The organism is Spirosoma aureum, from assembly GCF_011604685.1.
GTDB lineage: Bacteria > Bacteroidota > Bacteroidia > Cytophagales > Spirosomataceae > Spirosoma > Spirosoma aureum.
The window spans coordinates 5,761,396-5,786,682 of the sequence record NZ_CP050063.1; the positions used below are offsets into that span (position 1 = coordinate 5,761,396).

20 protein-coding genes are annotated in these 25,287 nt (G+C 46.9%); 14 read left to right on the plus strand and 6 right to left on the minus strand.

From position 1 onward, the window contains the following. Window positions 1–37: 37 nt before the first annotated feature. Window positions 38–1,273, minus strand: a complete 1,236-nt coding sequence (locus G8759_RS22905; RefSeq protein ID WP_167213034.1) for a sensor histidine kinase — start codon at window positions 1,271–1,273, stop codon at window positions 38–40. 166 nt (window positions 1,274–1,439) lie between these two features. Next, window positions 1,440–2,516 (minus strand): sensor histidine kinase, encoded by a 1,077-nt coding sequence (locus tag G8759_RS22910; RefSeq protein ID WP_167213039.1) that lies wholly within the window; start codon window positions 2,514–2,516, stop codon window positions 1,440–1,442. Between the two features lie 373 nt (window positions 2,517–2,889). Here G8759_RS22910 and G8759_RS22915 point away from each other — a divergent pair, with 373 nt between their 5' ends. Genes G8759_RS22915 through G8759_RS22925 form a run of 3 tightly spaced genes read left to right on the plus strand, consistent with a single transcriptional unit; the run spans window position 2,890 to window position 4,851 of the window. Continuing rightward, window positions 2,890–3,777 carry a CPBP family intramembrane glutamic endopeptidase gene (locus G8759_RS22915; protein ID WP_167219195.1) on the plus strand — a complete coding sequence of 296 codons (888 nt, stop codon included), beginning with the start codon at window positions 2,890–2,892 and terminating at the stop codon, window positions 3,775–3,777. A gap of 41 nt (window positions 3,778–3,818) precedes the next feature. After that, window positions 3,819–4,037, plus strand: a complete 219-nt coding sequence (locus G8759_RS22920) for a putative signal transducing protein (RefSeq protein ID WP_162388146.1) — start codon at window positions 3,819–3,821, stop codon at window positions 4,035–4,037. Continuing rightward, entirely contained in the window at window positions 4,018–4,851 is an 834-nt protein-coding gene (locus G8759_RS22925; protein ID WP_167213043.1) for a phosphatidate cytidylyltransferase, read from the plus strand. The genes G8759_RS22920 and G8759_RS22925 overlap by 20 nt, the downstream gene beginning before the upstream one ends. A gap of 20 nt (window positions 4,852–4,871) precedes the next feature. Here G8759_RS22925 and G8759_RS22930 read toward each other — a convergent pair whose 3' ends face one another. After that, window positions 4,872–6,287, minus strand: a complete 1,416-nt coding sequence (locus G8759_RS22930) for an MFS transporter (protein ID WP_167213047.1) — start codon at window positions 6,285–6,287, stop codon at window positions 4,872–4,874. 126 nt (window positions 6,288–6,413) lie between these two features. Here G8759_RS22930 and G8759_RS22935 point away from each other — a divergent pair, with 126 nt between their 5' ends. From G8759_RS22935 to G8759_RS22960, 6 genes are all read left to right on the plus strand, one after another. Continuing rightward, window positions 6,414–6,905 carry an Lrp/AsnC family transcriptional regulator gene (locus tag G8759_RS22935; RefSeq protein ID WP_167213051.1) on the plus strand — a complete coding sequence of 164 codons (492 nt, stop codon included), beginning with the start codon at window positions 6,414–6,416 and terminating at the stop codon, window positions 6,903–6,905. Between the two features lie 345 nt (window positions 6,906–7,250). Beyond that, window positions 7,251–7,976 carry a carboxypeptidase-like regulatory domain-containing protein gene (locus tag G8759_RS22940; RefSeq protein ID WP_162388142.1) on the plus strand — a complete coding sequence of 242 codons (726 nt, stop codon included), beginning with the start codon at window positions 7,251–7,253 and terminating at the stop codon, window positions 7,974–7,976. A gap of 159 nt (window positions 7,977–8,135) precedes the next feature. After that, the gene (locus G8759_RS22945; RefSeq protein WP_232073912.1) at window positions 8,136–9,929 is read left to right on the plus strand and encodes a tetratricopeptide repeat protein; all 1,794 of its coding nucleotides are present in this window, start codon (window positions 8,136–8,138) and stop codon (window positions 9,927–9,929) included. A 304-nt stretch (window positions 9,930–10,233) separates the two neighbouring features. Continuing rightward, entirely contained in the window at window positions 10,234–12,990 is a 2,757-nt protein-coding gene (locus G8759_RS22950; RefSeq protein ID WP_167213056.1) for a TonB-dependent receptor, read from the plus strand. A gap of 93 nt (window positions 12,991–13,083) precedes the next feature. After that, entirely contained in the window at window positions 13,084–14,352 is a 1,269-nt protein-coding gene (locus G8759_RS22955) for a right-handed parallel beta-helix repeat-containing protein (RefSeq protein WP_167213060.1), read from the plus strand. 59 nt (window positions 14,353–14,411) lie between these two features. Next, a complete protein-coding gene (locus G8759_RS22960) occupies window positions 14,412–15,506 on the plus strand; it encodes a phytase (RefSeq protein ID WP_167213064.1) in 1,095 nt (364 codons plus the stop codon). An 18-nt stretch (window positions 15,507–15,524) separates the two neighbouring features. Here the strand turns inward: G8759_RS22960 and G8759_RS22965 are convergent, their stop codons facing one another. Continuing rightward, on the minus strand, window positions 15,525–16,322 hold the full coding sequence (locus G8759_RS22965) for a UDP-2,3-diacylglucosamine diphosphatase (RefSeq protein WP_167213069.1): 798 nt from the start codon (window positions 16,320–16,322) through the stop codon (window positions 15,525–15,527). Window positions 16,323–16,459: 137 nt separating this feature from the next. Between G8759_RS22965 and G8759_RS22970 the strand changes: the two genes are divergently transcribed. From G8759_RS22970 to G8759_RS22980, 3 genes are all read left to right on the plus strand, one after another. Next, window positions 16,460–17,872 carry an OmpA family protein gene (locus G8759_RS22970; protein WP_167213108.1) on the plus strand — a complete coding sequence of 471 codons (1,413 nt, stop codon included), beginning with the start codon at window positions 16,460–16,462 and terminating at the stop codon, window positions 17,870–17,872. A gap of 74 nt (window positions 17,873–17,946) precedes the next feature. Continuing rightward, window positions 17,947–18,705 (plus strand): hypothetical protein, encoded by a 759-nt coding sequence (locus G8759_RS22975; protein ID WP_167213111.1) that lies wholly within the window; start codon window positions 17,947–17,949, stop codon window positions 18,703–18,705. A gap of 288 nt (window positions 18,706–18,993) precedes the next feature. Further along, window positions 18,994–19,443 carry a DMT family transporter gene (locus G8759_RS22980; protein WP_167213114.1) on the plus strand — a complete coding sequence of 150 codons (450 nt, stop codon included), beginning with the start codon at window positions 18,994–18,996 and terminating at the stop codon, window positions 19,441–19,443. Between the two features lie 194 nt (window positions 19,444–19,637). On the opposite strand, the gene G8759_RS22985 is transcribed toward G8759_RS22980, so the two are convergent. Then, window positions 19,638–20,708, minus strand: coding sequence for a glycosyltransferase family 4 protein (locus G8759_RS22985; RefSeq protein ID WP_167213117.1), 1,071 nt, complete (start codon window positions 20,706–20,708; stop codon window positions 19,638–19,640). Between the two features lie 253 nt (window positions 20,709–20,961). Here G8759_RS22985 and G8759_RS22990 point away from each other — a divergent pair, with 253 nt between their 5' ends. Together G8759_RS22990 and G8759_RS22995 are read left to right on the plus strand one after the other, a co-directional pair. Then, a complete protein-coding gene (locus G8759_RS22990) occupies window positions 20,962–22,014 on the plus strand; it encodes a glycosyltransferase family 4 protein (RefSeq protein ID WP_167213122.1) in 1,053 nt (350 codons plus the stop codon). 48 nt (window positions 22,015–22,062) lie between these two features. Then, a complete protein-coding gene (locus tag G8759_RS22995) occupies window positions 22,063–23,901 on the plus strand; it encodes an ABC transporter ATP-binding protein (protein WP_167213127.1) in 1,839 nt (612 codons plus the stop codon). A 5-nt stretch (window positions 23,902–23,906) separates the two neighbouring features. Here the strand turns inward: G8759_RS22995 and G8759_RS23000 are convergent, their stop codons facing one another. Beyond that, on the minus strand, window positions 23,907–25,142 hold the full coding sequence (locus G8759_RS23000; RefSeq protein WP_167213132.1) for a glycosyltransferase family 4 protein: 1,236 nt from the start codon (window positions 25,140–25,142) through the stop codon (window positions 23,907–23,909). Window positions 25,143–25,287: the final 145 nt, after the last annotated feature.

The following is a 25,287-nucleotide window of genomic DNA, read 5'->3' on the forward strand; positions in this document are numbered from 1 at the left end:
ATTTACGACCCGGTTTGGTTCCTTCTCAACAGACTGTCTACGGAGAAGTAGTTGGCGGAAACAGCGATAACGTAATCGTAAAATAGCCATCATCGTCCTGAATTATGGGTTCAGTATGACCCAGGAGCCGATATTTAGCAGCAATATTGGTCAATCCGATTTGATTCGACGTCATACGATTATTCTTCCGTTGCAGATTATTCCGCACAATCAGCACTCCTCCACTCATTGATTTCGTTGGTCGAATCGTCTGGCGAACTGGTTTATTACTACTCAAATCGTTGGCGATTTGTATCGTCGTAATCTCCAGCAACAAGGGCTTGCTGGCGGCAACAATATTATGTTTCACCGCATTTTCAACCAGCATTTGTAACGTTAATGGCGGCAATCTATGCGTCAGATACTCAGGTGATACAGCCATTTTCAGGTCAATACCAGCCCTGTAGCGGGTTTTGAGCAAGTGATAATACGACTCGATGAATTTCAGTTCCGTTTCAAGGGTGGTAAGCTCACTGGCACCATCCAGAATACTTGCTTTATTCGTTTGCAACAGATACCGATACACATTGGCCATTTCATACAGGAACTCATCAGCCTGCTCGGGCTCATCGGCAATCAACGAGGAAAGTGAGTTCAGACTATTGAATAAAAAATGCGGATTAACCTGATGCTTCAGGCTTTCATATTGACTTTGCAAAGTCACTTCCTTCAATTTCTCCTGTTCCAGCGCACTTTCCCGCCATTTTGTCAGAGAATAAACCGTTTCGTCGATACCGACTGATACGATATTCACTAAAGCATTATAAAACAGAATCTTCACGGTCAGATTGGGAACATGATGATACCCAAACAGATGAAAGTGATCGTAGAGAAAGATACCACCGAGAATGTATGCTGGGGTTACGATTCCAAATACAAGTAACATTCGCCAAACCCGAAGCCAAATTTGATTCAGGTCGGGGTATCGGCGAATCACTCCCTGGGTCAGAAAATTTAGCGTTAAAATACAGCAACCCGATAAGCTAAAGTTCAGCAGCGTTCCGAGCAGAAACGTTCTGGCATCAGCGAGGTAGGCCGGGCCAATAATCCAATACGTCAGGAGTGGTATAAAAAACAAAGGCATTAGCAAAACATGCCATTGCAACGCCGGACGTTTAGGCAACACGGTTTCTGAGTCAGAAACTGACAACGGTATAAAACGATCAAGTTTGTAGTTGACCAGCGGTCCTGTTGCCAGCCAAAAACGAAGATTTTCCCTAAACGATGATAACATAATACGATTCCCGTTGCGCCAATGAACGTCAACTGGCTGCAAGTACTAATTCGTTCGCTTGCTATCCGATCACATTCTGGTTTAGCTGTTAAATTGAGCAGCTGGCCTGCTGAAACGGTCTGCCTAATTGAGAAAACGCTTCTTCTCTGCTATCTGCAACAATGATTTATACGTGTCCAAGGTCGATTAATGGTACAGTTACGATAAACCACTCTTTCTCCTGTTGAATTACTAATTTGTCGTCGCTCAGCAAGTCGTATCGAACCGTCAGGTTGGCTAAACCGGCGCGGGTCGTTTCAATTTTGTTTATTTTCTGCTGAAGCACGTTTTTAACCTCCAAACGTCCGTCGAGGAGCGTATTGATGCGTATGATCAACGGATTCGAAACCGACATGACATTGTGTTTTATTGCATTATCGATCAGAGTCTGAATGGTTAACGGCGGCAGACTACGCAGCCGATACTCGTCAGCTACGTGAAATGTAATGGTCAGACTATCGCCATAGCGCGTTTTTAAGAGATTGGCGTATACACTGGTATAATCCAGCTCGGTCTGTAAGGAGGTCAGTTCATGCTTGCCCGCCTGTAGCAGATACCGATAAACTCTGGCCAGATCATCCACAAACCGCTCGGCCTTCGTGGTATCTTCGCCAATCAGCGCGGACAGCGAATTCAGGCTATTAAATAGAAAATGGGGGTTTAAGTCTCCCTTCAACGCATCGAACTGGTGTTGCAGCGCCATCCGCTTCAACCGATCATTTTCGATCTGATTGGTCTCCCACTGAGAATAGGTATAATAGACGCTGATTCCTGTGCACAGGAAAACATCGACAATGTAGCTTACGATCCAGATCGGCAGTACCGTATCCCAGGAAAATGAGACGTTCAGTACAGGCATCAGGCTATAGAACCAGACGTAGAAAACCGACATGCCCGTTGTTATGCCCGCAGCCAGCAGCAACAAGGTCAGTGTTCGGGAGGCAGCCTGACGTACATGAGGGTACCGGCCTATTACCGTACGCACCACGAGTCTCAGTGCGCCAATTAAGAGCCAGTAAAACCCGGCCGACGACACGGTACCAATGAGAAACACCGACAAATTCTGAAAATAGGGAAGCCCAATCAGGTAATAATTTCCCAGGAGCAGAAAAAAGGGCATACCCAACAGGTAGTACCGGCGTTCGGCCGTGGGGCGACTAAAGGGCTGAATAAGGTACGATTTAATCAGAGGAAGAAAACCCATGTAGATAGATCTCTGAATCAATCGGCAATTTACTAAATCAAGCGTCTCTTGCCTACCCCGGAACAGGTTTTCACGGACAACTGCCCTGCGCAGTATAGCTGTCACGATTCAACCGGGAAAACTGATCGGCCCAACGTTTTTTCAAACGAATTATCAACACGAGACGGGTTGTACCATCAGGGTTTGTTTTTTGTCGTAACTTGCGGCTTATACGCCTGACAGGCTATTTTATCCGCCATGTTTTATTATCCAATTCGTCAGTGCCTTTCTAGCAGAAGATAGGTTGCTATTGAATAAATTTACCGGAACTATGCAACCAATCTATATGTCGAACCGCTCTTTATCGCGGCCACCAACACTTGGTGGATTGATTATGCTGGTCGGTTTTGTGCTGATGGGTGGGGTTATCAGTACGCTGTTATTGTTCGGCCTGTTAATGCTCACCAAAGGGATGGGCCCTTCAGAAGCCCAGGCTTACCTGACCGAACTGGCGGCTAATCCGGTTGCCGCACCCAACGGTTGGTATGAACTGATGGTGTTGCAGGCCGTTAACCACCTCGGTACCTTTCTATTACCGTCACTTTTATACTGGTATTCTATAGAGCGCCGAACCTGGGATCAGTTTAACCCCCGGCCAATTTCGGCAGTGGCTGGGCTGAGTTTTATCGCGCTGATTGTCGTTGCCTTCATGCCTTTCGACAGCCTCATTATTGAATGGAACCAGGGCATACACCTTCCTCAAACGTTGTCTCCGCTGGAACAGTGGATTCGCGATAAAGAAAAAGAACTCGAGGGCGTTACAAAGTACCTGACTACGTTTAAAACTATCCCGCAATTGCTGGTGGCATTTCTGGTTATTGCTATTATTCCGGCCATTGGTGAAGAGACCCTTTTTCGGGGTATTCTACAACGGAATTTAATCCACTGGACCGGCAATGTTCACCTTGGCGTTTGGGTGGCGGCTGCATTGTTCAGTGCTATTCACGTACAGTTTCTGGGCTTTTTCCCTCGTATGCTATTGGGGGCTTTATTTGGCTACCTCTACGTCTGGTCAGGGAATTTGTGGGTTCCGATTCTGGCTCACTTTGTCAATAACGGATTTACGGTCCTGATGGTATTCCTGTACCAGCGAAAACTCGTATCGATGGATATTGAAAGTAATGAATCAGTGCCGCTGTTGGGCGCGCTGATTTCAGGTGTTGTTACCGTTGGATTATTATTTTACTTCAGACAGGCTAATAGCGATAGGGCGACGGGCTAATTATGTGTTTCTCCCTAGCCAGCTACCTAATAATCTAAACAATGACAGAAAACTGGGAGTCTATTTATACTACGCCCCTGCCCCACCGGGCCGAACTGGCAAAAGCGTTGTTGAGTGAGCACGATATTCCGGCGGTTGTGGTCAACAAACAAAGCAGTAGTTATCCGTCAATCGGAGGAGGAAAAAGTGAAGTCCACGTATTGGCCAAGGACGCGGTTCTGGCCAAAGTAATTCTGGAGAATGAAGCAACGTTTAGCTAAAATGTCGAACCTTCAACAGCGGGTTATTGCCGCTGTATTAGGGGTTCCTTTTATTATTTTCATGATTTGGTATGCCGACTGGACGTTCGCGCTACTCTTCTGTGTTATCAGTGCACTCACGCAACGGGAGTTTTACCGCCTGTTAGGGCTCGACGGTTTTGAACCGTTAACGGCTTATGGAACGGTGGTTGGGTGTATGGTCTGTATATTGGCCTATTTCATTGAAACCGACCAGATTGGCACCGGCAACTACTTTCTGATCTGCCCGGCCTCGTCCATGATTTTCCTGATCAAGCTGTACAAAAAGCGTGACATGAAACCGTTTACGAACATCGGCTTCACGTTTCTGGGTATCATCTACGTAGCCATGCCTTTTGCCCTGCTCATTATACTGGCTTTGCGTGGAGGTAGTTTTCACCCCATGATTATTACCGGATGCCTGTTATTACTGTGGGCCAGCGACATTGGAGCTTACTTTGCCGGTACTCATTTTGGCCGTCGAAAGCTGTTCGAACGGGTATCGCCCAAGAAATCATGGGAAGGCGCTCTGGGCGGTGCGGCTGCCGCAGCCTTAATTGCCCTCGGCCTGGCTATCTATGCCGATGAGTTACGACCCTGGCAATGGTACTGCGTCGGCGGCATTATCGTTGTAACGGGAACGTACGGCGATCTCGTCGAATCCTTATTTAAGCGGAGTATTGCCATCAAAGATTCGGGGAGTAGCATTCCGGGCCACGGCGGCTTCCTCGACCGCTTCGATGGACTTTTGCTGGCGGCTCCGTTTATTATCACGTTCCTCAAATTATTTGCCTGATTTACAGCATTTACCTCTAGCTATAAAACCTCATCGATTGTTCTGAGCAGGTGTTTATCCTGTGTAGATGCCCGTCTGCGTTTTACATAGGCATGCCTGCCTAACCATACTACGCCTACAATTGCATAGACCAGTAATCCTACCGCTGGCCAGATCAAGCCATTAGTCACGTTTGTTTCGGAAGGCATCAACAGGCTTAAAATCGACAACCCCAGGCCACCGCCCAGAAAGTAGGCCGTTGTTCCAACGCTTGAGGCTAGTCCCTGATGCTCAACCGCTATATCTGCAATGACTAGCAATGTCAGGCTGGTGAAGCATATGGCCATGCCGAAGCCCGAGATACAGGCAACGGAAATCAACAGGAGCCATAGTGGGTAGCCTAGCTGTAACGATCCGATCAGTGCTACTGCACCAATTGCCATCATGCCCATCCCCAATATACCCATCTGGAGTACCGGCATCCGGCGGAGCAAAGCAGGAATCAGCAATTTGCCTACCACAGCCGAGAGAAGGCTAAAGGGAAATAATAAAATGCCCGCCCGAGCCGCACTAAAGCCCATGTATTGCTGTAGCGTAATGGATTGCACGAATAGGAAGCCCGTAAAAAAAGCACCCAGTAAAAGCGTCACACCAAGACCGGTAAGCGTGGTTGGTGCCCGAAGTAAGGATATATCAATGAGCGGGTCCGTTTGCCGGATAGTCCGAAACTGTAACCACCTGATACTTAACACGACCAGCCCGATCAACACCAATTGATGCCATAATGGCGATGCCGACTGACCGATTGTGTGGACTACATACGTAATCAGCAATAGCGTAAATGCCAGCAGGGCACCCGACAGCAGATCAGGTATTTGGCGGGTTCGATAAATCGGATCGGCCGGAATATAGCGAAGCGCCAACCCGCCAATGAGCAAAAGCACTGGTACGTTGATAAAGAAGACCCACTGCCAGCCTGCGTAAGTAGCAATAATTCCCCCTAGTGACAAACCACTTCCGGAACCAATGGCAGCAAACGAACTGAATAAAGCGATTGCCTTACTACGGGCCGTAAGCTCAGTGAAGGTATTGGTAATCAAGGATAGCGCCGAAGGCATGACCAGCGCGGCTGCAAGTCCCTGTAAGGCGCGAAAGCCGGCTAATTGACTAAAAGAGTCCGAGAATCCGGCCCCAATTGATGCCAGGAAGAATAGCGCAATGCCCGCTAAAAACACCCGCTTTCGGCCCGATACGTCAGAGAGTTTACCGCCAATGATCAGGAAACTCCCATATAAAAGTACATAAAGGGTCTGTAGCCATTGAACTGTGCCCGTACTCACACTAAACTGCTTCTGTATGAGTGGGATAGATAGATTGAGAATAGCAATGTCCAGCGCTTCGACAAAGACGCCGGTACAGGCAATCAGCAGAATAAGTGTATTGCGAGAAATAGTCACGTTTATAGTATTTGTCCTGCACAAAACTAAAACGGTAGCATAGGTTCAGAAAATAGTATAATAATTTTAGAACAACTAAACGAATTATTGGTAATTTTTAGAACAACTAATTAACTTCATGAACAAATGGATGGCTCAACAGAACAACACGCAAGCACTCCCCTCCCACTCGATCACAAGGATATCGAGATCTTACGATTGCTTCAGGCAAATGCCAAGCTCACGGTTCGGGATATCGCTACTCAGATTCACCTGAGCCCTACGCCCACCCATGAACGGATCAAACGACTGGAGAAGCACGGCGTCATCAAACAATACGCAGCCCTGCTCGATCACCGGCAAGTCAATAAAGGCATTATGGTGCTCTGCCATATTACGCTGAAAGACCACGACCGGCAAACGGCCGGTGCCTTCATTTCCGCCATTCAACAATTCGATCAGGTCATTGAATGTTACAACATTTCGGGCGAGTTTGATTTCATGCTCAAGATTGTTGCCAGCAGCATGGAGAGTTATCATTATTTTATGGTCAATCACCTTAATGAGATCAAAGGCATCGGGCAAACGAAAAGCAGTTTTGTTATGGATATTGTCAAGCAAACCCACGAGCTGATCTAGCGTAATGAACTTCGGCAATGCACAAGCACACAGTCCTTAGCCGACGTTTGCAACTCTACAAGTTAAAATAGAGTGTAAGGAGACTATCTCTAAAGCAATACGCTTACCTTTACATAAATTCGGTCAAAAACAGCAGAATGGTTTATTTTCTCTGGCTGAAACCAGAACAAACAAGTAGTTTAAGGCTTAACTTTTCTTAAATTATTTGCCTGAATACCGGCAATTAATAAATCATTCGTTATTTTGTATAGTTTACGTTAAAACGACTCTGGATGTTGGCGACCAGCAACTGGTTTGTGAAGAAACTCTTCGTTAGCCAGCCATAATCCAGCGTTTCTTTAAAGCATGAGGCAATCGCTAAAACATATACTTCTAGGATTAAGCCTGCTCCTGATGTCGGGCCTTTTCACAACTACATTCGCGCAGGGGCAGGATCGGCAGGTAACGTTTACCGGTTTCCTGACTGGCGGCAAAAACAATGAGCCGCTCCCCGGAGCTTATATCTACATTCCGAAAGCCGGACGTGGCGTGTTGTCTGCCCCGAACGGTTATTTTGCCTTGCCCGTATTTCCTGGCGATAGTATTATTTTTAGTTATGTCGGCTTTAAAGTCCAATATCATATTATTCCTACGCGACTTACCGATCTAACCTATTCGGCGGTTGTTGCCCTTCAGGAAGATGTTAAAACACTGGCGGAGGTGAAAGTATACCCCTACGCTACCGAGGAATTGTTTAAGGAGGCATTCGTTAATCTGAAGCTTCCCGACGAAAAAGAGCGGGAAAATCTGGCAAAAAATACCAGTCCCGAAGCGATTATGCGGCAGGCAGCTACTATGCCCATGGGTGCGTTGGCCAATCACCAGAACTTTGTCAATCAACAGTTCTTTGGGCGAGAATCGGTCATTGGCCGAAGTCAGACACCGACCTTCTCGTTCACGAACCCTTTTGCCTGGGCTAACTTCATTCGATCCGTTAAACGAGGAGACCTTAAAAATAAGGAATGGCGCAGTGAGTTGAATAAAGCTCCCCGCGAAAACGTATCCCGAAAGGATCTGCTGCAACAGAATTAAACAATGTATAACCTGAATTAAACGCTCGGCCTGCTACAGGTCGGGCGTTTTTTTATACGATGTAGATCCGTATTGGTCTCAAGGTAAGTGTTAATAAAAACTTCACACCAGTCAGGCTTCGATCGTCTTACCTTTATGGGTTAGATTAATCCATATCGGATGTCGTCCTCTCTCCTCACATACGCCTGTGCCTCAGTGAATACGCCCGCTTATTATCGGCGTAGTTACCTGATGCATCTATTCCTGATGTTTGTTTTTGCGGGCTGGCAGCTCTCCGTCAACGCACAAAGCCTGACGGTTGCCGAACAGCTATCCCGCCAATACCCTGATTCGGCCTACCGATTCATCAGGGTTTTGCTGAATCAGGCGGTGACTCAGAATGACAGACGTACGGAAGGTGATTGTCTGCAACAGATCGGCCTTCTATTTTATCATCAGGGAAGCTATGCCCAGGCGATTGACTACCTGCTTCAGGCGCAAAAAATCTTTCGTAGCGTAAACGATAGCAATCGGCTGGCCCGCAACCGAAATGAACTTGGAAAGGTTTACTACTATAATGAACAAAGTGACCTGGCGCTAAACCAGTTTACCGAAGCGCTAACGTACTATAGCCAGAGTCGAAATGCCCAGGGATTGGCCCGCACTTATGCCAACATTGGTCATTTTTACGAAAAACGACTGGATCTAAATCAGGCTTATCGCTATCAAAAATTAGCTCTCTCTAACGCCGGACGAACAAACGATCGGGCTGGACTTTCGACAATTTACGAAAATCTGGGGAGCATTTTCGAGGATAGAGAGCAGTATGACTCGGCTCAATATTATTACCAAAATGCGCTGTCGCTCAGTCAACAGACTCATGATGAAATTGGTCAGATCGAGATTATTAATAACCTCGGCGATATTTTCCGGAAGACTGGCCGCTACCAGCGCGGCCTTGAACGATCACGTGAGGCCATGCAGTTGGCTCAGCAAAAAAAGGAACGCTACCAATTGAGTAGTGCCTATCGGGACATTGCCAAAACCTTCCGGTTAATGAACCAGCCAGATAGCGCGTATACTTATCTGGAACGAAGCCGCGATCTGGTTGATGAGATTTATGCCGTTGAAAACAACCGCCAGATTGCCTTGCTCCAAACGCTCTACGACGTTGAACGGAAAGACAGTGAAATTAGTCAGTTAAATGCTCGGAAGCGGGTTGATTTTATTGCGATTACTGCCACAGTCATTGTCCTGTTGCTGATTGGTATTCTGGCCGCCGTAATAATCAGTCGGCAGCGGCTGAAAATTTGCAATGAGCAAGCCCTAAATCAGCAGAATCAGGAGATTTTCAGAACACAAAACGAGCTTATGCAGGTTGCCCTGAAGAATAAACAACTGGAAGAAGAAAACCTGAAAAGCCAGCTGGAATTAAAAAGTAAAGAGTTAACCACCCATACCTTACAGATCATCCAGAAAAATCAGGTGCTGGAGGAATTAAAAGATGACCTGACAAAAGTGCTGAAAGATGATAAACGGGATAAGAAAAAACTGCTCAAGCAACTGGTTCAGAAAATAACGCTGAATTTCAGTCAGGATAAATACTGGGCTGATTTCAGAGCTATTTTCGAGCAGGTGCACCCTCATTTCTTCCGTGATCTAACACAGCAATTCCCTGATTTGACCTCAACGGATATGCGCCTGATTGCGCTGTTAAAAATGAATATCAGTTCGGCCGATGTGGCTACATTACTGGGTATATCGACCGATAGCCTGCGCGTGGCCCGTTACCGACTACGCAAAAAGCTTGGCTTACTGGAAGGCGAATCGCTCTCCGCGTTTATTCAACGATTTTCCCGCGATTCTTCCGCACCTCCTTTGACTCCCCCAATACCACTCTTTGCGTCAGTTTCTACGGTTACGTCTTCTCCTGTTATGTCGGTTTCAGCCGTGGTGTCAGTTTCTCAAAACTGAAACATTTCACAATCCTGCATCTCCTTTTCCCCAATCCTTCACATTCAGGAAACAGTTTCATAACAATAACATAATGGCTGTTTTACTACGCCAAATAGCATTGATATACAACACATTAACCCTATCCTGTTAACGTTGTTGCCTACCTGTTTACGCTCAGGATTGCCTTGTTGCCTTTTTGTTCACGGCTGAAATTTGTCCTATTCCTCCGACTTCATACACCTTTGTCCGGCCAATCGAAATAACCTCCTTTTTGAGCCGGGAGTTGATCGCGCCCTCTATCCGACACTAGGCTCTACACTGCATGAAGCTACTACTATTGAACATACTTTTTGTCTTATGTTGCCTGCGGGTCTCGGCGGGTGTCATCAAAGGACGAGCCACGGACGCGGTCACCGGTCAGCCCGTTATTGGTGCAACACTGCTCCTGGAAAATACGAAACTGTACAGCATCTCGGGATTAGACGGTTCCTACTCGATTAAGAATGTTCCCGCCGGAACCTATAAAATCCGGGTCAGCTACGTTTCGTATCGCACGAAAACACTCGACATTAGTATCACAGGTGCAGACCAGATTATCACCTTAGATCTGCCGTTAGAGACCGAAAATGACCGCCAGATTGCCGAAGTCACTGTGAAAGGGAAACGCGATGGTTCCAGTGAGCGAACAGCCCGCGACCTCGAACGGAATGCCCTGCAAGTGACCAACATCGTGTCCGGTCGAACGATTGAACTATCTCCCGATTTGACGGTAGCAAACGTCATTCAGCGCGTATCCGGAATTTCGATTGAGCGAAATAGCAACGGTGATGGTCAGTATGCCATCCTGCGCGGGATGGACAAACGTTATAACTATACCCTTGTCAACGGCGTAAAGATCCCAAGTCCCGACAACCGGTATCGCTATGTGCCGCTCGACATTTTTCCATCTGAATTACTGGATCGTCTAGAAGTGTATAAAGCGCTTACGCCCAGTATGGAAGGCGACGCAGTAGGTGGTGCGATCAACATGGTCATGAAAGATGCGCCCGACCGCCCGACCTTGCTGACAAATCTCTCAACCGGCTATAGCGAACTATTTTTCGACCGCCCATTCACCAGCTTCGATACGAAAAACATCAATGTCAAATCGCCTTATGAGCAATTTGGCAACCAGTACAGCGCTAAATTTTCCGATTTCAATAAAGCGTCTACTACTTATACCAGTCATAACCCGCCCCCTAACCTGCTCGGCAGCTTTGCCGTCGGTAACCGCTTCTTTAATCAGCGATTTGGGGTAATGCTCGCCGGAAGCTTACAGAATACATTTCGGGGTAGCAATAGCCTGTTTTTCAATGGCGATGTGGTCGATACACTGCGTGGCATAACGCTCACGAAACTAAGTGATCGGCAGTATTCGGAACGTCAAACGCGCTACGGGCTCCATGCCAAAATGGACTACCGAATCAATGAGAATAATAAAATCCAGTGGTTTAATGCCCTGATCAGTCTCACCAATCAGCAGATTCGCGAAACAAAATCAACAGAACTGGGGATTGGCGGTTTCGATCCGGTGCTGGGGAATGCGACATTAGGTTATGAAACCCGCTCCCGGCTGACGAAACAAAAGATTTACAACAGCACCCTTCAGGGCACGCATCAACTGACCTCGAATCTGGCCGTAAACTGGTCGGCGGTGTATTCGCTGGCCAATAATACGGTTCCCGATCAAACGTATGTGCCGTTGCTGGGCACTCGCAAAAATTTTGTCGAACAGCGGACAACTGTTCAGGATGGCCAGCGCCGGTGGGAACACAATTCTGACACAGATCTGGCTGGTTATCTGAACCTGACGCTTAAAACCACACTCGCTGGCATAGCCGTTGACTGGATGGCGGGCGGTTTATACCGCGACAAACAGCGCACAAATTTTTACAACAATTATACCCTTCGCCCTGCCAATCCATTTGCGCAGTATGGGGTCGATTTTACAGACTATAGCCAGATTGTCTGGACGATACAAAATCCACTGGGTTCGGTTGCTTCGGCGCTCAACTACGACGCAACGGAAAAAACCTCATCGGGCTATCTGCAATTCCGGACCACCGATCAGCCACTTGAAGTAATTGGGGGCGTTCGCGTCGAACACACCGATCAGGGCTATGCCATGAAGTTCCCGATTGGCGAAGAGAATCCAACCGGAAGCCAGATTTATACGGATGTACTGCCCAGTCTGCATTTTCGCTATCACCCAACGGAGCGCACAAACTGGCGGCTGTCGTATTTCCGGTCATTGAATCGCCCCGGTTTTTTCGAGATTGTACCGTATCGCATCGTGAACGAAGAATATCAGGAACGTGGCAATCCGAATTTAAAACGGGCACTGGCCGATAATGTCGACCTGCGGTATGAATTTTTCCCGCGACCGCTCGAACAGTTCATGATTGGAGTATTCTACAAACACATTCAGGACCCGATCGAATATACGCTTCAGAAAGATGCGATTCGTGGGCAGGATTTATATTACGGTCCGGGCAACTTCGGTAACGCGACCAACTTCGGGCTGGAGCTTGATGCTATTAAATATTTTCAGCACTGGGGGGTAAAAGCCAATTACACCTACACCAACTCCAGCATTACCACGCCCAAGTCGAAGCGCATTCGCAATGCTCAGGGTGATTTACAAACCATCACCGTTAATCAGACACGCTCCTTATACGGGCAGTCAGCGCACGTAGCGAACTTCTCGCTGCTCTACAAAGATTCCGAACATGGCTGGGATGGCCAGTTGGCAGCCAGCTATATTGGTGGCCGAATCAATACCGTCTCACAATTTGTCGATAACGATCTGTATCAGAAGGGCTTTATTCAGATGGATGCATCGGCCGAAAAGCGGTTAGGCAATGGCTTCCTGCTGTTTGCCAAGGCGAATAACCTGCTGAATACACCTACTGAAATTTTCATAAAAAACGCCAGCAGCAAAAACTCAGACGTACCCGACCAGGATATTTCGGGCAAAACACTTATCCGGCGCGACTTCTTTCAACGCTCTTATTTTCTGGGTATCCGGTACAAATTATAGTCAATTGTCGATTCTCCAGAATCGGCTAAGTGCTACCTGTTTTCGCCACCTCTGGAGAGTTGGTGCTACACAATTCATAACCAATAAATTACAATGAAACAATTAATTATTCTAGCCGCCCTGTCGGCTGCGGTGCTGGTAGGCTGCTCAAAGAGCGACGACAACAGCAATCCAAACGTAAACCCAACACCCGTTGTCAAAGAAGCGGTATCGGGCGATGTGTCGGGCACCTGGACGAAAGGAAACACCTACAAAATCACCGGCCACTTGCAGATTCCTGCCAGTCAATCACTGGTTATTGAAGAAGGTGTAAACGTAATTTTCAGCGATTCGACGGTAAAACCCGAAGTTATTGTTCGGGGCAATCTGTATGTAATGGGTACTTCGGCGAATCCGGTAAAATTCACCGTGCCCGACGCCTGGAAAACAACGGCCAATCAGTGGGGCAACCTGTGGGGTGGTATTATTGCTGCACCAACCTGTGCCGAAATGCTGATCGATAACGCCATTCTGGAATATGGTGGAGCGGTAACTACGGAGAGTTCTCCTTCCGTAAAAGCTGGCTTATACAAGGCTGAAGCTGGCAATCACGTACCTGCCGTTAACTACTCGAATGTAAATGGTAAGCTGGTGATCGTTAACAGTCGGTTGAACAACCAGAATGAAGACGGTTTCTACATCGAGGGGGGTAAGGTTATCGTTGCCAACAATAAGATTTATACGCAGGGCGTATCGGGTGGCGATGCCATCAACATGAAATCGGGTGTACAGGCCGACGTAGCGTTCAATCTGGTGTATAGCCCAAACACCAATGCGTTGAAACTCTCGAACACCGGCGACCGCACGCCACAGGCTTATATAGTTGCTTATAACAACACGCTTCTAAACGCGGGCTGGCGTCGGCCAACCATCAAAGGAGGCTCTATCTGGGTAGAAGTGGCTGTTCGTGCTGAACTTTACAACAACCTCCTGGCCAATGATCGGTTTGGCGTGAAACGCGATCCTAAAAATCCGGAAGACAATCGCACCAAAGTAAGCAACAATCTTTATTACGGAGCTACCCAGGACGGCGTTACAGGCTTCCAGCCTTCAACGGAAATTCTGGCCGGAACCAACGACATCATCAGCAAAACTGTTGGCGACAATGATCCCAAGTTTGTGAATTACCCGCTTACTACCGATCCAAAAAACGCAATTTTCAACACCGCGTGGGATTTCCGTCTGCAAGCAGGATCGCCAGCTATTGGCAAAGGAACTATAAGTTTTACCCGGCTTTATGCTGATGGTATTTCGTTTGCGAACGGGACAGTTTACAAATCGCCCGCTCCGTCAACAACCATCGGTGCTTTCGGTACAAATTAATTTACCTGCCGTGTGGGCGGAGGTCCACACGGCAAAACCCAATTTTCATTCGCTTACCGATGAACAAGCCAGATTACCCCATACATCGCTTGCACTTCCCGCTTTATTTCATACTGACCGGTTTATTTCTAGTAGCTGCCTGCCAGCACCCTTCGGCTCAGACAACAACACCGGAAGGAGCTCAGTCGGCAGTTATCCAACCCATTTATATTACCGATACGGTACGACACGATACAGACGATCCAGCTATCTGGATCAACCCGGCCGATCCAACAAAAAGTCTGGTTATCGGCACGGATAAAGATCAGGATGGTGGCCTGTATGTGTTTGATTTAAAAGGCAAAATTGTTCGTGAAGTTCATGACCTCAAACGGCCTGATAATGTTGATGTTGCCTATGGGCTTATGCTCGGTGGCAAACCTACCGACATTGCCGTTACAACCGAACGTTTCACCCACAAGCTTCGCATTTTCTCGCTACCCGATATGAAGTCCGTCGATAAAGGCGGTCTTGAGATGTTCGTTGGTGATACCAGCAGCGGTTTCCGTGACCTGATGGGTATTGCACTTTACAAAACTCCGGCAGGAATTCTCTATGCAATGGTTGGACGTAAAACGGGACCAACCGATGGATCATACATTGGCCAATACCGGCTTGAAGACGATGGTACTGGCCAGATTCAGACTACACTGGTCAGAAAATTTGGGGCGTATAGCGGCAAAAAGGAAATTGAATCCATCGCGGTGGACAATGAACTTGGCTTCGTATACTATTCTGATGAGGGTGTTGGCGTTAGGAAATACTATGCCGATCCAGCAAAAGGAAATCAGGAATTAGCCCTGTTCGCCAGAACAGGTTTTGCGGAAGATCACGAAGGTATATCTATCTACAAAACAGGCCCCAAAACGGGTTTCATTCTCGTATCCGACCAGGGGGCCAATCAATTTCATATCTTCAAACGCGAAGGTGAATCATCGAATCCAAACGATCACAAACTCGTTAAGATCGTCAAAGTTGCAGCCCAGGTCAGCGACGGTTCCGATGTAACGAATGTCGCTCTTGGCAAACAGTTTCCGCACGGGTTATTTGTGGTCATGTCCGACGATAAAACATTCCACTATTACCGCTGCGAAGACATTATTGGAAATGAATAAAGAATGAGTCTACATGATTCATTCTTTATCTATTATTGACGATTCCCACTTCTTCAGAGTTAATTCTGTCCCGTCAAAAACGGCATACGTTTTGGCAGAGACCCACTCACCCAGATTCATGTAACGGCTCGTGGGTGATACGGCCAGATCGAGTGGTAAATGGCGGTGGCCAAAAATATAGAAATCGTGATGATCGCGGGCTTCAACCTCTCGGCAATACTGCATAAGCCATTCGCGGTCTTCACCCAGAAAATGCTCCTCTCCTTTCTCCTGATTACTGATCCGGCTCCGGCGCGACCACGCATGAGCCATTCCGATACCCAGATCGGGATGTAAGTATCGAAACAGGCGCATGGCCAGTTTGCTTTCAAAAACTTGCTTCAGTTTTTTGTAGGTATAGTCGCCGGGGCCAAGGCCATCGCCGTGACCAATATAGAAACGCTTGTTGCCAAGTAGATAAGCCCTTGGGTCACGGTAAACGGGAATGCCCATTTCCTGCGTGAAATAATCATCCATCCACATGTCGTGGTTGCCGGTAAATAATACGATGCGTGTGCCCGAATCGGTTAGCTCGGCCAGCTTCCCCTGTAAGCGAATAAAGCCTTTCGGAATACTACGCTTGTATTCAAACCAGAAATCGAACACATCGCCAACCAGAAATATTATCTCGGCATCCGGGCGAATGGCATCGAGCCAGGCCACAATAGCACGTTCGCGCGTGCGGCTCTGTTCGGGCGTAGGTGTACCCAGATGAAAATCGGAAGCAAAATAGACCTTACGGCCAAGAGCAAGCGGAATGGTTTCGATAGCGGACATTGGTGCGTTAATTCGATCACAAAACTACGGAATGAATGCCGTTCACTCACTCATTCGTTACCGTTCACTCAGTGAACTCCGACAGATGTCCTGAAAATAGACATCTTTGTTCAGCTTACACGTTGATCATCCCGCTTATGAAAACCCTCTGCTTTCTCATCATAACAGGCTTATTTACAGCTCCATTTTCCTTTGCACAGGTACGCGTCAATGATCCTGGTCGCGTGGTTGAGCGAAACGTCGAATATCGGGCGAATAGTAAAATCGATCAGGGAATCAATAAAGGGCTCGACAAAGTAGAAGAAGGTGTAATGGGTATCTTCAAGAAAAAAGATAAATCCAAGCAGACCAAAACTACCCCCGAAAATGCCCCTGCAACTGAATCAGCGAACACGAATCCAGATAATAGCAAAGCGGAGAATGCGCCCTCCAGTCAGGCAGGCAGCAGCAACCCGTCGGCAACCAACGCCAATGCTCCCGGAACAGTAACGAAGGAGCCAGCAACCTTAAAATCATACAGCAAGTTTGATTTTGTGCCAGGCGATAAAGTTATTGCTGTTGAAGATTTTATGCAGGACGCCATCGGTGATTTCCCTGCCAAATGGAACTCAAGCGGCTCCGGTGAAGTCGTTACAATTGATGGCAAAACAGGCCACTGGCTGATGTTATCAAAAAAGGGAGAATATTTCCCCGAATACATTACAAATCTGCCCGAAAACGCCACCCTTCAGTTCGATCTGGCCACGAATCCGGAGTTTAATTTTTACTCGAGCGAGTTGTTTGTCAACCTGGTAGCGCTGGAAAAACAGGCGAAAGATTTTATTACCTGGGGTCGCCATACGCAGGGGAAAGACGGGGTTCGGGTTGCCTTACACCCCAGAAATGCAGGAAGCACGGGTGGTATAACGTTATTTGAAAACTTTATTGGGGGTGAACGGCTTTTACACAATGAAGCCACCATGCGCCAATTCAATGCCGCAGAAGGGCGTAATCTGGTAAGCGTTTCATTCTGGCGGCAAAAACAACGGCTCCGGGTTTATGTGAATGAAGAGAAAATCTGGGATATTCCCCGCGCCTTTCAACCTAGTGTGCCCTACAATACAGTCGTATTTTCTACGGCCGATATGCATACCGAAAACGATCGCTATTATATCAGCAACCTACGGCTGGCTGTCGGTGCGCCCGATACCCGCAATAAACTCATCACTGAAGGAAAGTTCGTGACCCACGGTATCCTGTTCGATACAAATTCAGACAAAATCAAACCTGAATCGTATGGAGCCATGAAAGATATCGCCAATGTATTGATCGAAAATGCCGACGTCCGCGTCCGAATTATTGGTCATACGGATGCCGACGGCGACGATGCCAGCAACCTGACTCTGTCAAAGCGTCGGGCAGAAGCGGTAAAATCGGCCCTCGCCAGCATGTTCGGTATTGGCAATGAACGCCTGGAAACTGATGGCAAAGGCGAATCGCAGCCCGCCGGACCCAATACCACCGCAGAAGGTAAAGCGAATAACCGACGCGTGGAGTTTATTAAGTTATGAGATAAGCCAAAAACAGTTGGAAGGATAACATGGTATTTAAGAAAACGCTAATTTTGGCTTTTCTCAAATAACTCATGAAAATCAAATCGCTGATACTGGCCTTTCCTGTACTGTGTTTAGCTTGCAGTAGCCCATCTGATTCGTCTGATCCCGCTAGCAATGCGGATGCCACATCAATTCTGGCCAAGAGTGTCTCTGGCGTTCTAACGCTCACCAGCAACGCCATTTACGATAATCCCGGTCATCTTTTGGGAGAAGAGTATGTACGCCATACGTTTAATTTACCAGAAAGCACCGAGCTGGAAGAGGTCCACGAGCACGACGGTTCCGCGTTTGAATGGGCAGGCAATAAAGTGATTGTCTCGTTCAACGGTACAAAACCGTATTCGTCAATCGATTTCGCCAGCTACGATTTCGATAAAAAGTATCAAAACAAGCCCAGCAAACCAGTTGCACCCGTAGCCGAAGCAGAGCCTAAAGAAGAAGCGCCTGAAACAGAGGGTACCGCTTCAGAAACCACATCGACAACAGCCACCACAGCCCCCGAACACGAGGCTCATCAATCGCACCCTTCGCCAGGGATCACCTCTGCTACGGCCCCTCATACTGAGCCAGTTGTTAGCAAAGGCTCATTCGAAGCGGTTCCAGGTGTAGGTGACAAAGCAGTATGGAATCCAACAACCGGCGAAATGCACGTTCTGTATGTGAATCACATCATTAATGTAACTGTCGAAACAAAAGACAAGGCTGAAGTTCGTAAAGAACATGCTTTAAGCCTGGCCGAAGTTTTGATCGAAAAAATTGCCGATAACGAATATATAAAGCGGCTGTAAGCAAAACCGATCAAGTCGAGACAAAAAAGGAGCCTGATCAATTTTATCAGGCTCCTTTTTTGTGCCCCGGATTATCAGGATTGGCGTTAGAAATCCAGACATTATAAGTCTCATTCTGTGCCAAAAAACACGAAAAATATCAGACAAGAGCACTGAAAATCAGAAGTATACGATTAACAAATTCGATGATTTTTACAGTTAATTCAAACCTGGCAAAATGATTCGCTTAAAATGCTATATTCACCTTCTTTGACGAATATACTTCCCCAACCATTCCTCTTTCTACCCATGATCAACTCATTCCTTTATTTACTATTAGCCATAGTTGCCGGCGTAGTCATTCCGTTTCAAAGTGCGATAAACACTCAGTTGGGCAAAAGCCTCCAAAGTCCCTATTATTCAGCACTGACCGTTTTTATGGTAGCAGTAATTGGACTGGCGGCCTATACATTCATTATGCGGCAAGAGTTTCCGACTCTTCAACAGTTCAGTAATGCGCCAAAATGGAGTTATCTGGGTGGTATATTAGGCGGAACATATACGTTACTGGTTGTGATTTGTGCCCCCAGATTAGGAATTGGGAATGTGACCATCATGGTTTTGCTTGGCCAGGTATTGGCAGCAATGATAGTCGATCAGCTTGGGCTATTCAACACGCCCATTCATGCCATTAGCTGGCAACGGCTGGTAGGCGTTGTGCTGGTCATTACCGGGGCTTATATCGTGCGGAAATTTTAACGTAAAGAATCAGCGATCAGCGATTTTCATTACCCACTAAGGCAAACCCTGCTTCTTTTGAGAAATCGCAGGGGTCAGGTTCTTCAACCTGGCCCCCATACCAATATCTGCGAAACAGATCGCATTCAACTGCTCAATCTGCCGTATATTCTCGGCTATGAACCTATTAACTCATGAGACAGTTTAGCCCAATTTCAGGACATAAGTGACTGGTAAACGGCTAGATACTGTCTGGCGCTCTTTTCCCAATTAAATCGTTTCGTATTTTCTATAATCGACGCGGCCATCGATGATGTTTCATAGGCTTTCATACCCTGCCTGTAGACTTCCTGAACGGTAACCGCACTAAAGTCTGGAAAATAAAAAGCTGAATCTCCACCTATTTCCGGTAATGAAGTAAGCCTGGACAGGAATACGGGCTTACCAAATTGCATGGCTTCTATTACCGGCAAACCGAAGCCCTCAGCCAAAGAAGGATGTAAAAACGCTTTACAATGGCGTAAATGCCAGATCTTTTCGGCTTCAGAAACCGTTCCTGGCAGCTTTAATCGATCATCGACGCCTAGCTTCTGTGCGTAATTTCTCATTGAAACTACATAATCCGGGTCATCATGATGGCCCAGAATAATCAGTTCCAGATCTGTATTGGATTGCAGTAACGGTAGCAGGACGTGGTAATTTTTCTTCCGATTCAGGTAGCCTAACCCCAACAGAAATTCTCGACCGGGTTTGTAGATAGATACATCATCATCCATCTGCGGCAGGGGATTAAGACCGTTGTAGATGACATGAATCGGTTTGCCATTCGTGGTACAGTGAGTCAACACATCGTTCCGGGTAAACTCAGAAATACAAATGATGGCATCACTCTGATCAATTAATGTCTGAGTGCGGACGAGGCTTTTTTCCTGGTAGTTTGCGGGTTTCCCCTCGTGCAGGAAGTTTAAATCATGGATTGTCAACACAACCTTCACATGGGGAAATTTCCGTTTGTTGGGCACTATCCGGCCGGACTGGAAAGGAGCATGCCACAGCTGACAATCCTTCAGAAAAGGCTGTATGAATTTATGCCATTTGCGTTCAATCAGGTGATGCGGTTCTTCAATAAGCCTTAGTTTCTTCCTGGGTGGTAGATACATCTGCATCAATGCCTGATTTTCTTCCGTAAGCAACGAATTGATGTGTTGTGTCAGGTTCTGGCAATAGTGGTATAAGCCCGAGTGAGGAAACTTCATCAGGTCACAATCAAGAATAATACGGGGCATAGTGTTATGCATGGATTGAATTCGGGACCTTAAAATCGCATTATGTGATTTTGTGCAACATTAATCCCAAGTAGTCAGTATTGTTTATATAGAAGTTATCGATCACTCCAACCCTTACTCTTCATAAAGTATCCTAGTATCCAACAAGGGTTCCTGTAAACGGTGAACCGTTGTAATAGAAGTGCCTTTTTTTATGGATGGTGTGTTTCAGGACTTCTATTTCAATTATCCAACTTTATTAAACTAGAACGTTATGATCCGTATTGTGTTCGATTGTGAGCGTATGAAGTACGTTAACACGGGGCTGTATTATTACTGCCTCAATCTGGGAAAAGCAATCCAGCAAAACATAAGTCAGGAACAGCTCTCGTTATTTATTCCAAAACAGGCCGTATCGACTTTCGACGCTTCGTTAACGTGCATCAATCAGCATTCGCTCCAGAAATTCTTCATGCCATCGTTAAACGGATTCGATGTGTGGCATAGCACCTACCAGAACTCACACTATTTACCAGTGCGGAATAAAAAAATTAAAGTTCTGCTTACGATTCATGATCTGAATTTCCTGCATGAGGATAAGTCCGATCAGAAAAAAGAGCGATGCCTGGCGCATCTGCAACGGAATATCGATCGGTGTGATGCCATCGTCTGCATTTCTGAGTTTACCCAGAATGATGTGTTGACCCATTGTAATACGGATGGCAAACCGGTTCATGTCATCTACAACGGCACCAATGGATTACCGCAGCCTGCATTGGAGGAAAAATCATACCGGCCGGTTACTCCTTTTTTGTTTAATATTGGGGTGATTGCTCCTAAAAAAAACCAGCACCAGATACTGCCGTTACTTCAGTATAATCCGAAACTGGAACTTGTTTTAGCAGGCCGGCACGAGGATAAGGAGTATGCCCGTTTTCTCCGGCAGCAAGCCTCCGAATTAAATGTAGAAGACCGGATGCACTTGGTAAATGAGATTACAGAAGGTGAAAAATCCTGGTATTATCATAATTGTCAGGCGGTGGTAATGCCCTCACTGGCCGAAGGTTTTGGCTTACCTGTAACCGAAGCGATGTCTATCGGCAAGCCCGTTTTTTTATCGAAGCGCACAGCCCTACCTGAGATCGGTAAGGATATGGCCTTCTATTTTCACGATCTCGATAACATGCAGGAGGCTTTTACGGCGGGTATGTACCAGTACAATAAGGCTGGCAATCAGCTAAAAGAAGCTATGAAAGCGTATAGTGCACAGTTTAATTGGGAGGATTCGGCCCGGAAATACATTGACGTCTATCGATCATTAAGTTAGTCGTTGCTTCAGACCGAAGTTTCCTTTTATATACATGAACGCCAACCAATGAAGATTTATAAGCGGCTGATGGTGTATGCCAGGCCTTATGGAAAATTTATCATTCCCTTTTTTATTTTTACACTCATCAGTGTGTTCTTCAACGTATTCCAGTTTGCGTTGATCATTCCTCTGCTCAACTTTCTGTTTGACCCAATCAATACAGCCGATGCGGTCAAGTATGAAATGATGCCAGCTTTTCGGCTGTCGCCCAACTACTTCAAGGATTCCTTTTACCACCTGATTTATTATTTCAAGACCACGAACCCTATTCATGCGCTTTATTTTCTGGCGGCCATGATCGTGGTCGCCGTTGTGCTGACCAATCTATTCCGGTTTCTGGCGCAGCGTTGCCTGCTCAATGCCCGAACGCTTTTGGTCAAACGGCTTCGGGAGACACTGTTCGAGAAAATCAATCACTTACACCTGGGTTATTTTACAAAAGAACATAAAGGCGATTTGCTGTCCCGTCTCAATGGTGATGTCTATGCCATTGAGAGTGTTGCCGCCAGTTCCATCGAAGTCGTTTTCAAAGAACCGTATATGCTGATTGGCTATTTCGTGGCTCTGTTCCTGATTTCGGCCAAGTTGATGCTCTTTACGCTGGTTATCATCCCTATTTCGGCTGTGGGTATAGCCGCTGTTACCAAAAAACTCAAAAAAGAAGCTAAAGATGTTCAGGCATCCATGGGGCGAATGCTCACCCTTATGGATGAAACGCTGCTGGGAATGCGGATAATTCGGTCGTTCAATGCCACACCTTTTGTTATAGATCGATTCAGTGAAGAAAACGACTTTTACCGAAAGGCCAGTCTGGAGGGCTTTAAGCGCCGGGAGTTAGCGCCTGCTTTTTCCGAAGCGTCCGGCGTATTCGTTGTGGCCTGTATTCTGGTATATGGAGGCAGTCTGGTTCTGAATAGCCAGAGTAATTTACAGGCCAGCTCATTTATCGCCTTCATCGCCATTTTCTCGCAGGTCATCCGTCCGGCCAAAGCCATTGTTGTGGCACTGACCAACATTCAACAGGGGCAGGCTGCGGGCGAACGCATCATTGAACTCCTTGATAAGCCTGTAGAAATCCAGGACAAGCCGAATGCCCGATTTCTCGACGGATTTCATCGGGATATTGTTTTCAACAATGTAAGCTTCCAGTACGCCGACAAGCCCGTGCTGAAAAACATTAATTTTCGGTTGGCTAAAGGCAAAAAAATAGCGCTGGTAGGCCCATCTGGCGTTGGCAAATCAACCATCGCGGATCTGATTCCCCGGTTTTATGAAGCCACAAAGGGCAGCGTTAGTATCGACGGGGTTGACGTTCGGGAGTTTACTATGGAATCGTTACGCCAGCAGATGAGCTTCGTAACCCAGGAAATCATCCTATTCAATGATACGATCTTTAATAATATTGCCCTGGGTAAACCGGATGCCCGAATGGAGGATGTTATTGAAGCCGCTAAAATAGCGAATGCCCATGCTTTTATTATGGAAACAGAGGATGGCTACCAAACCAACATCGGCGACCGGGGCATTCGCCTGAGTGGCGGCCAGCGACAACGGCTCAGTATAGCCCGTGCGGTATTTAAAAAACCCTCGATTCTTATTCTGGATGAGGCCACATCAGCTCTGGACATCGAATCGGAAAAATCAGTACAGGATGCGCTCGACAATCTGATGGAAGGCCGGACAACCCTGGTGATTGCCCACCGACTGAGTACCATAAAAGAAGCCGATGAAATCTTGATTATGGAAGGGGGTGAAATCATCGAACGGGGCAACCATTTCGACCTCCTCAGCAATAAAGACAGTATTTACCGTCGGTTAAACACCATGCACGAAGTGCTTCAGTAACTCATTTACTTCTGTTCCGATACATAAGCCACGGCTTTGTCGATCTTTGCCAGCACGGTTGGCCAGGTATAATATTGTTGAATATAAGCACGGGCATTGCTGGCCATTTCTGATATATCCTGTGTTAGCACCTGATTAATAGACTCTTCAAAATCGGCATAGTTGCGATATAAAAACCCAGCCCGACTCCCAATGATGTGGTCGCGAAGTACAGCACAGTCGGCATTGGCAATAACAGGAATGCCGGCAGCGAAGCTTTCCAGAGTCACCATTGACAGACTTTCGTAAGGCGATGGCATGATCAGCGCTTTTGCGCCCGCCAATAAAGCCGCTTTCGTGGGTTCGTCCACAAAACCTGCCGACAGCAGGTCAGGGTGTTCGGGTATGGGCATAAATGCCTGCCCAACCAGCACCAGCTTTAAGGTCGAAGGATTCGCTTCCTTGTAGCGGAAGAACAGATCGAACAACATGTCACATCCTTTAGCCACATCAATCCGCCCAATGTAGAGCACATATGTGGTATTGCTGTCCGGTATAGTAGTCATGGCTTCTCCCGATCCGGCACTGGCTGGTTCGATTCCTACCCCTATGACATCATTATAAATCGCATCGTTCTTAAACTTCTGATGAACGAAGCTTTGTTCGGCCGGTGTAAGGAATAAAATAGCGCGTGGTTTTTGAAATACCGGGTCGAACAGGGGCAGATAGATTGGCAATTCGTCGTGTGCCGTCGGGATAAAAATAGACTTATGCGGAGCAACGTTCAGCCCGGCAGTTGTTGGATAATAAAGGTATGTAATGAAAAACAGCGCGTCATACTGCTGATGGTTGCGCTTCAGGTACGTGATCAGCTCAGGCGTATATGGCCCCTGATACCTGGCCCACAACCGGCCATAGCGTCGTACGGTCTTGCCAACCAGCGCACGAGCCCACATTTTCAGAAAACCCAACCCCTGCCATTCCTCCGGTCGAGACCATTTCTTGAGCTTATGCTCAACTCGGGAAGATTCCTTCACCTGCCGTTCGTACTGAGTAGAGAAGCGGTGCACCTGTACTCCATTTATCGACGTTGATTCAGCCGGATACCAGTTTGCCCAGGTGACGTATTCCAATGCACAACTGGTTAGCACATCTACTTTGTAGGTATCGGCCAGTTTTTCAGCCAATATGCGGCAAAAATACTCCGCTCCACCATTTACTTCTATTCCATAACGCTGGACAACAAATGCAATTTTTCTCATAGAAACGAACCGACGACCAACTGTTTTATATTAACGTATTCTACCCGATCACTACTTCAGTGGAAATTGATAAAATGTGCATATTAAAAATGTGACAGATACTAAAATAAGCTTCTACTATTTGTCACATTTTACTGATAATCAG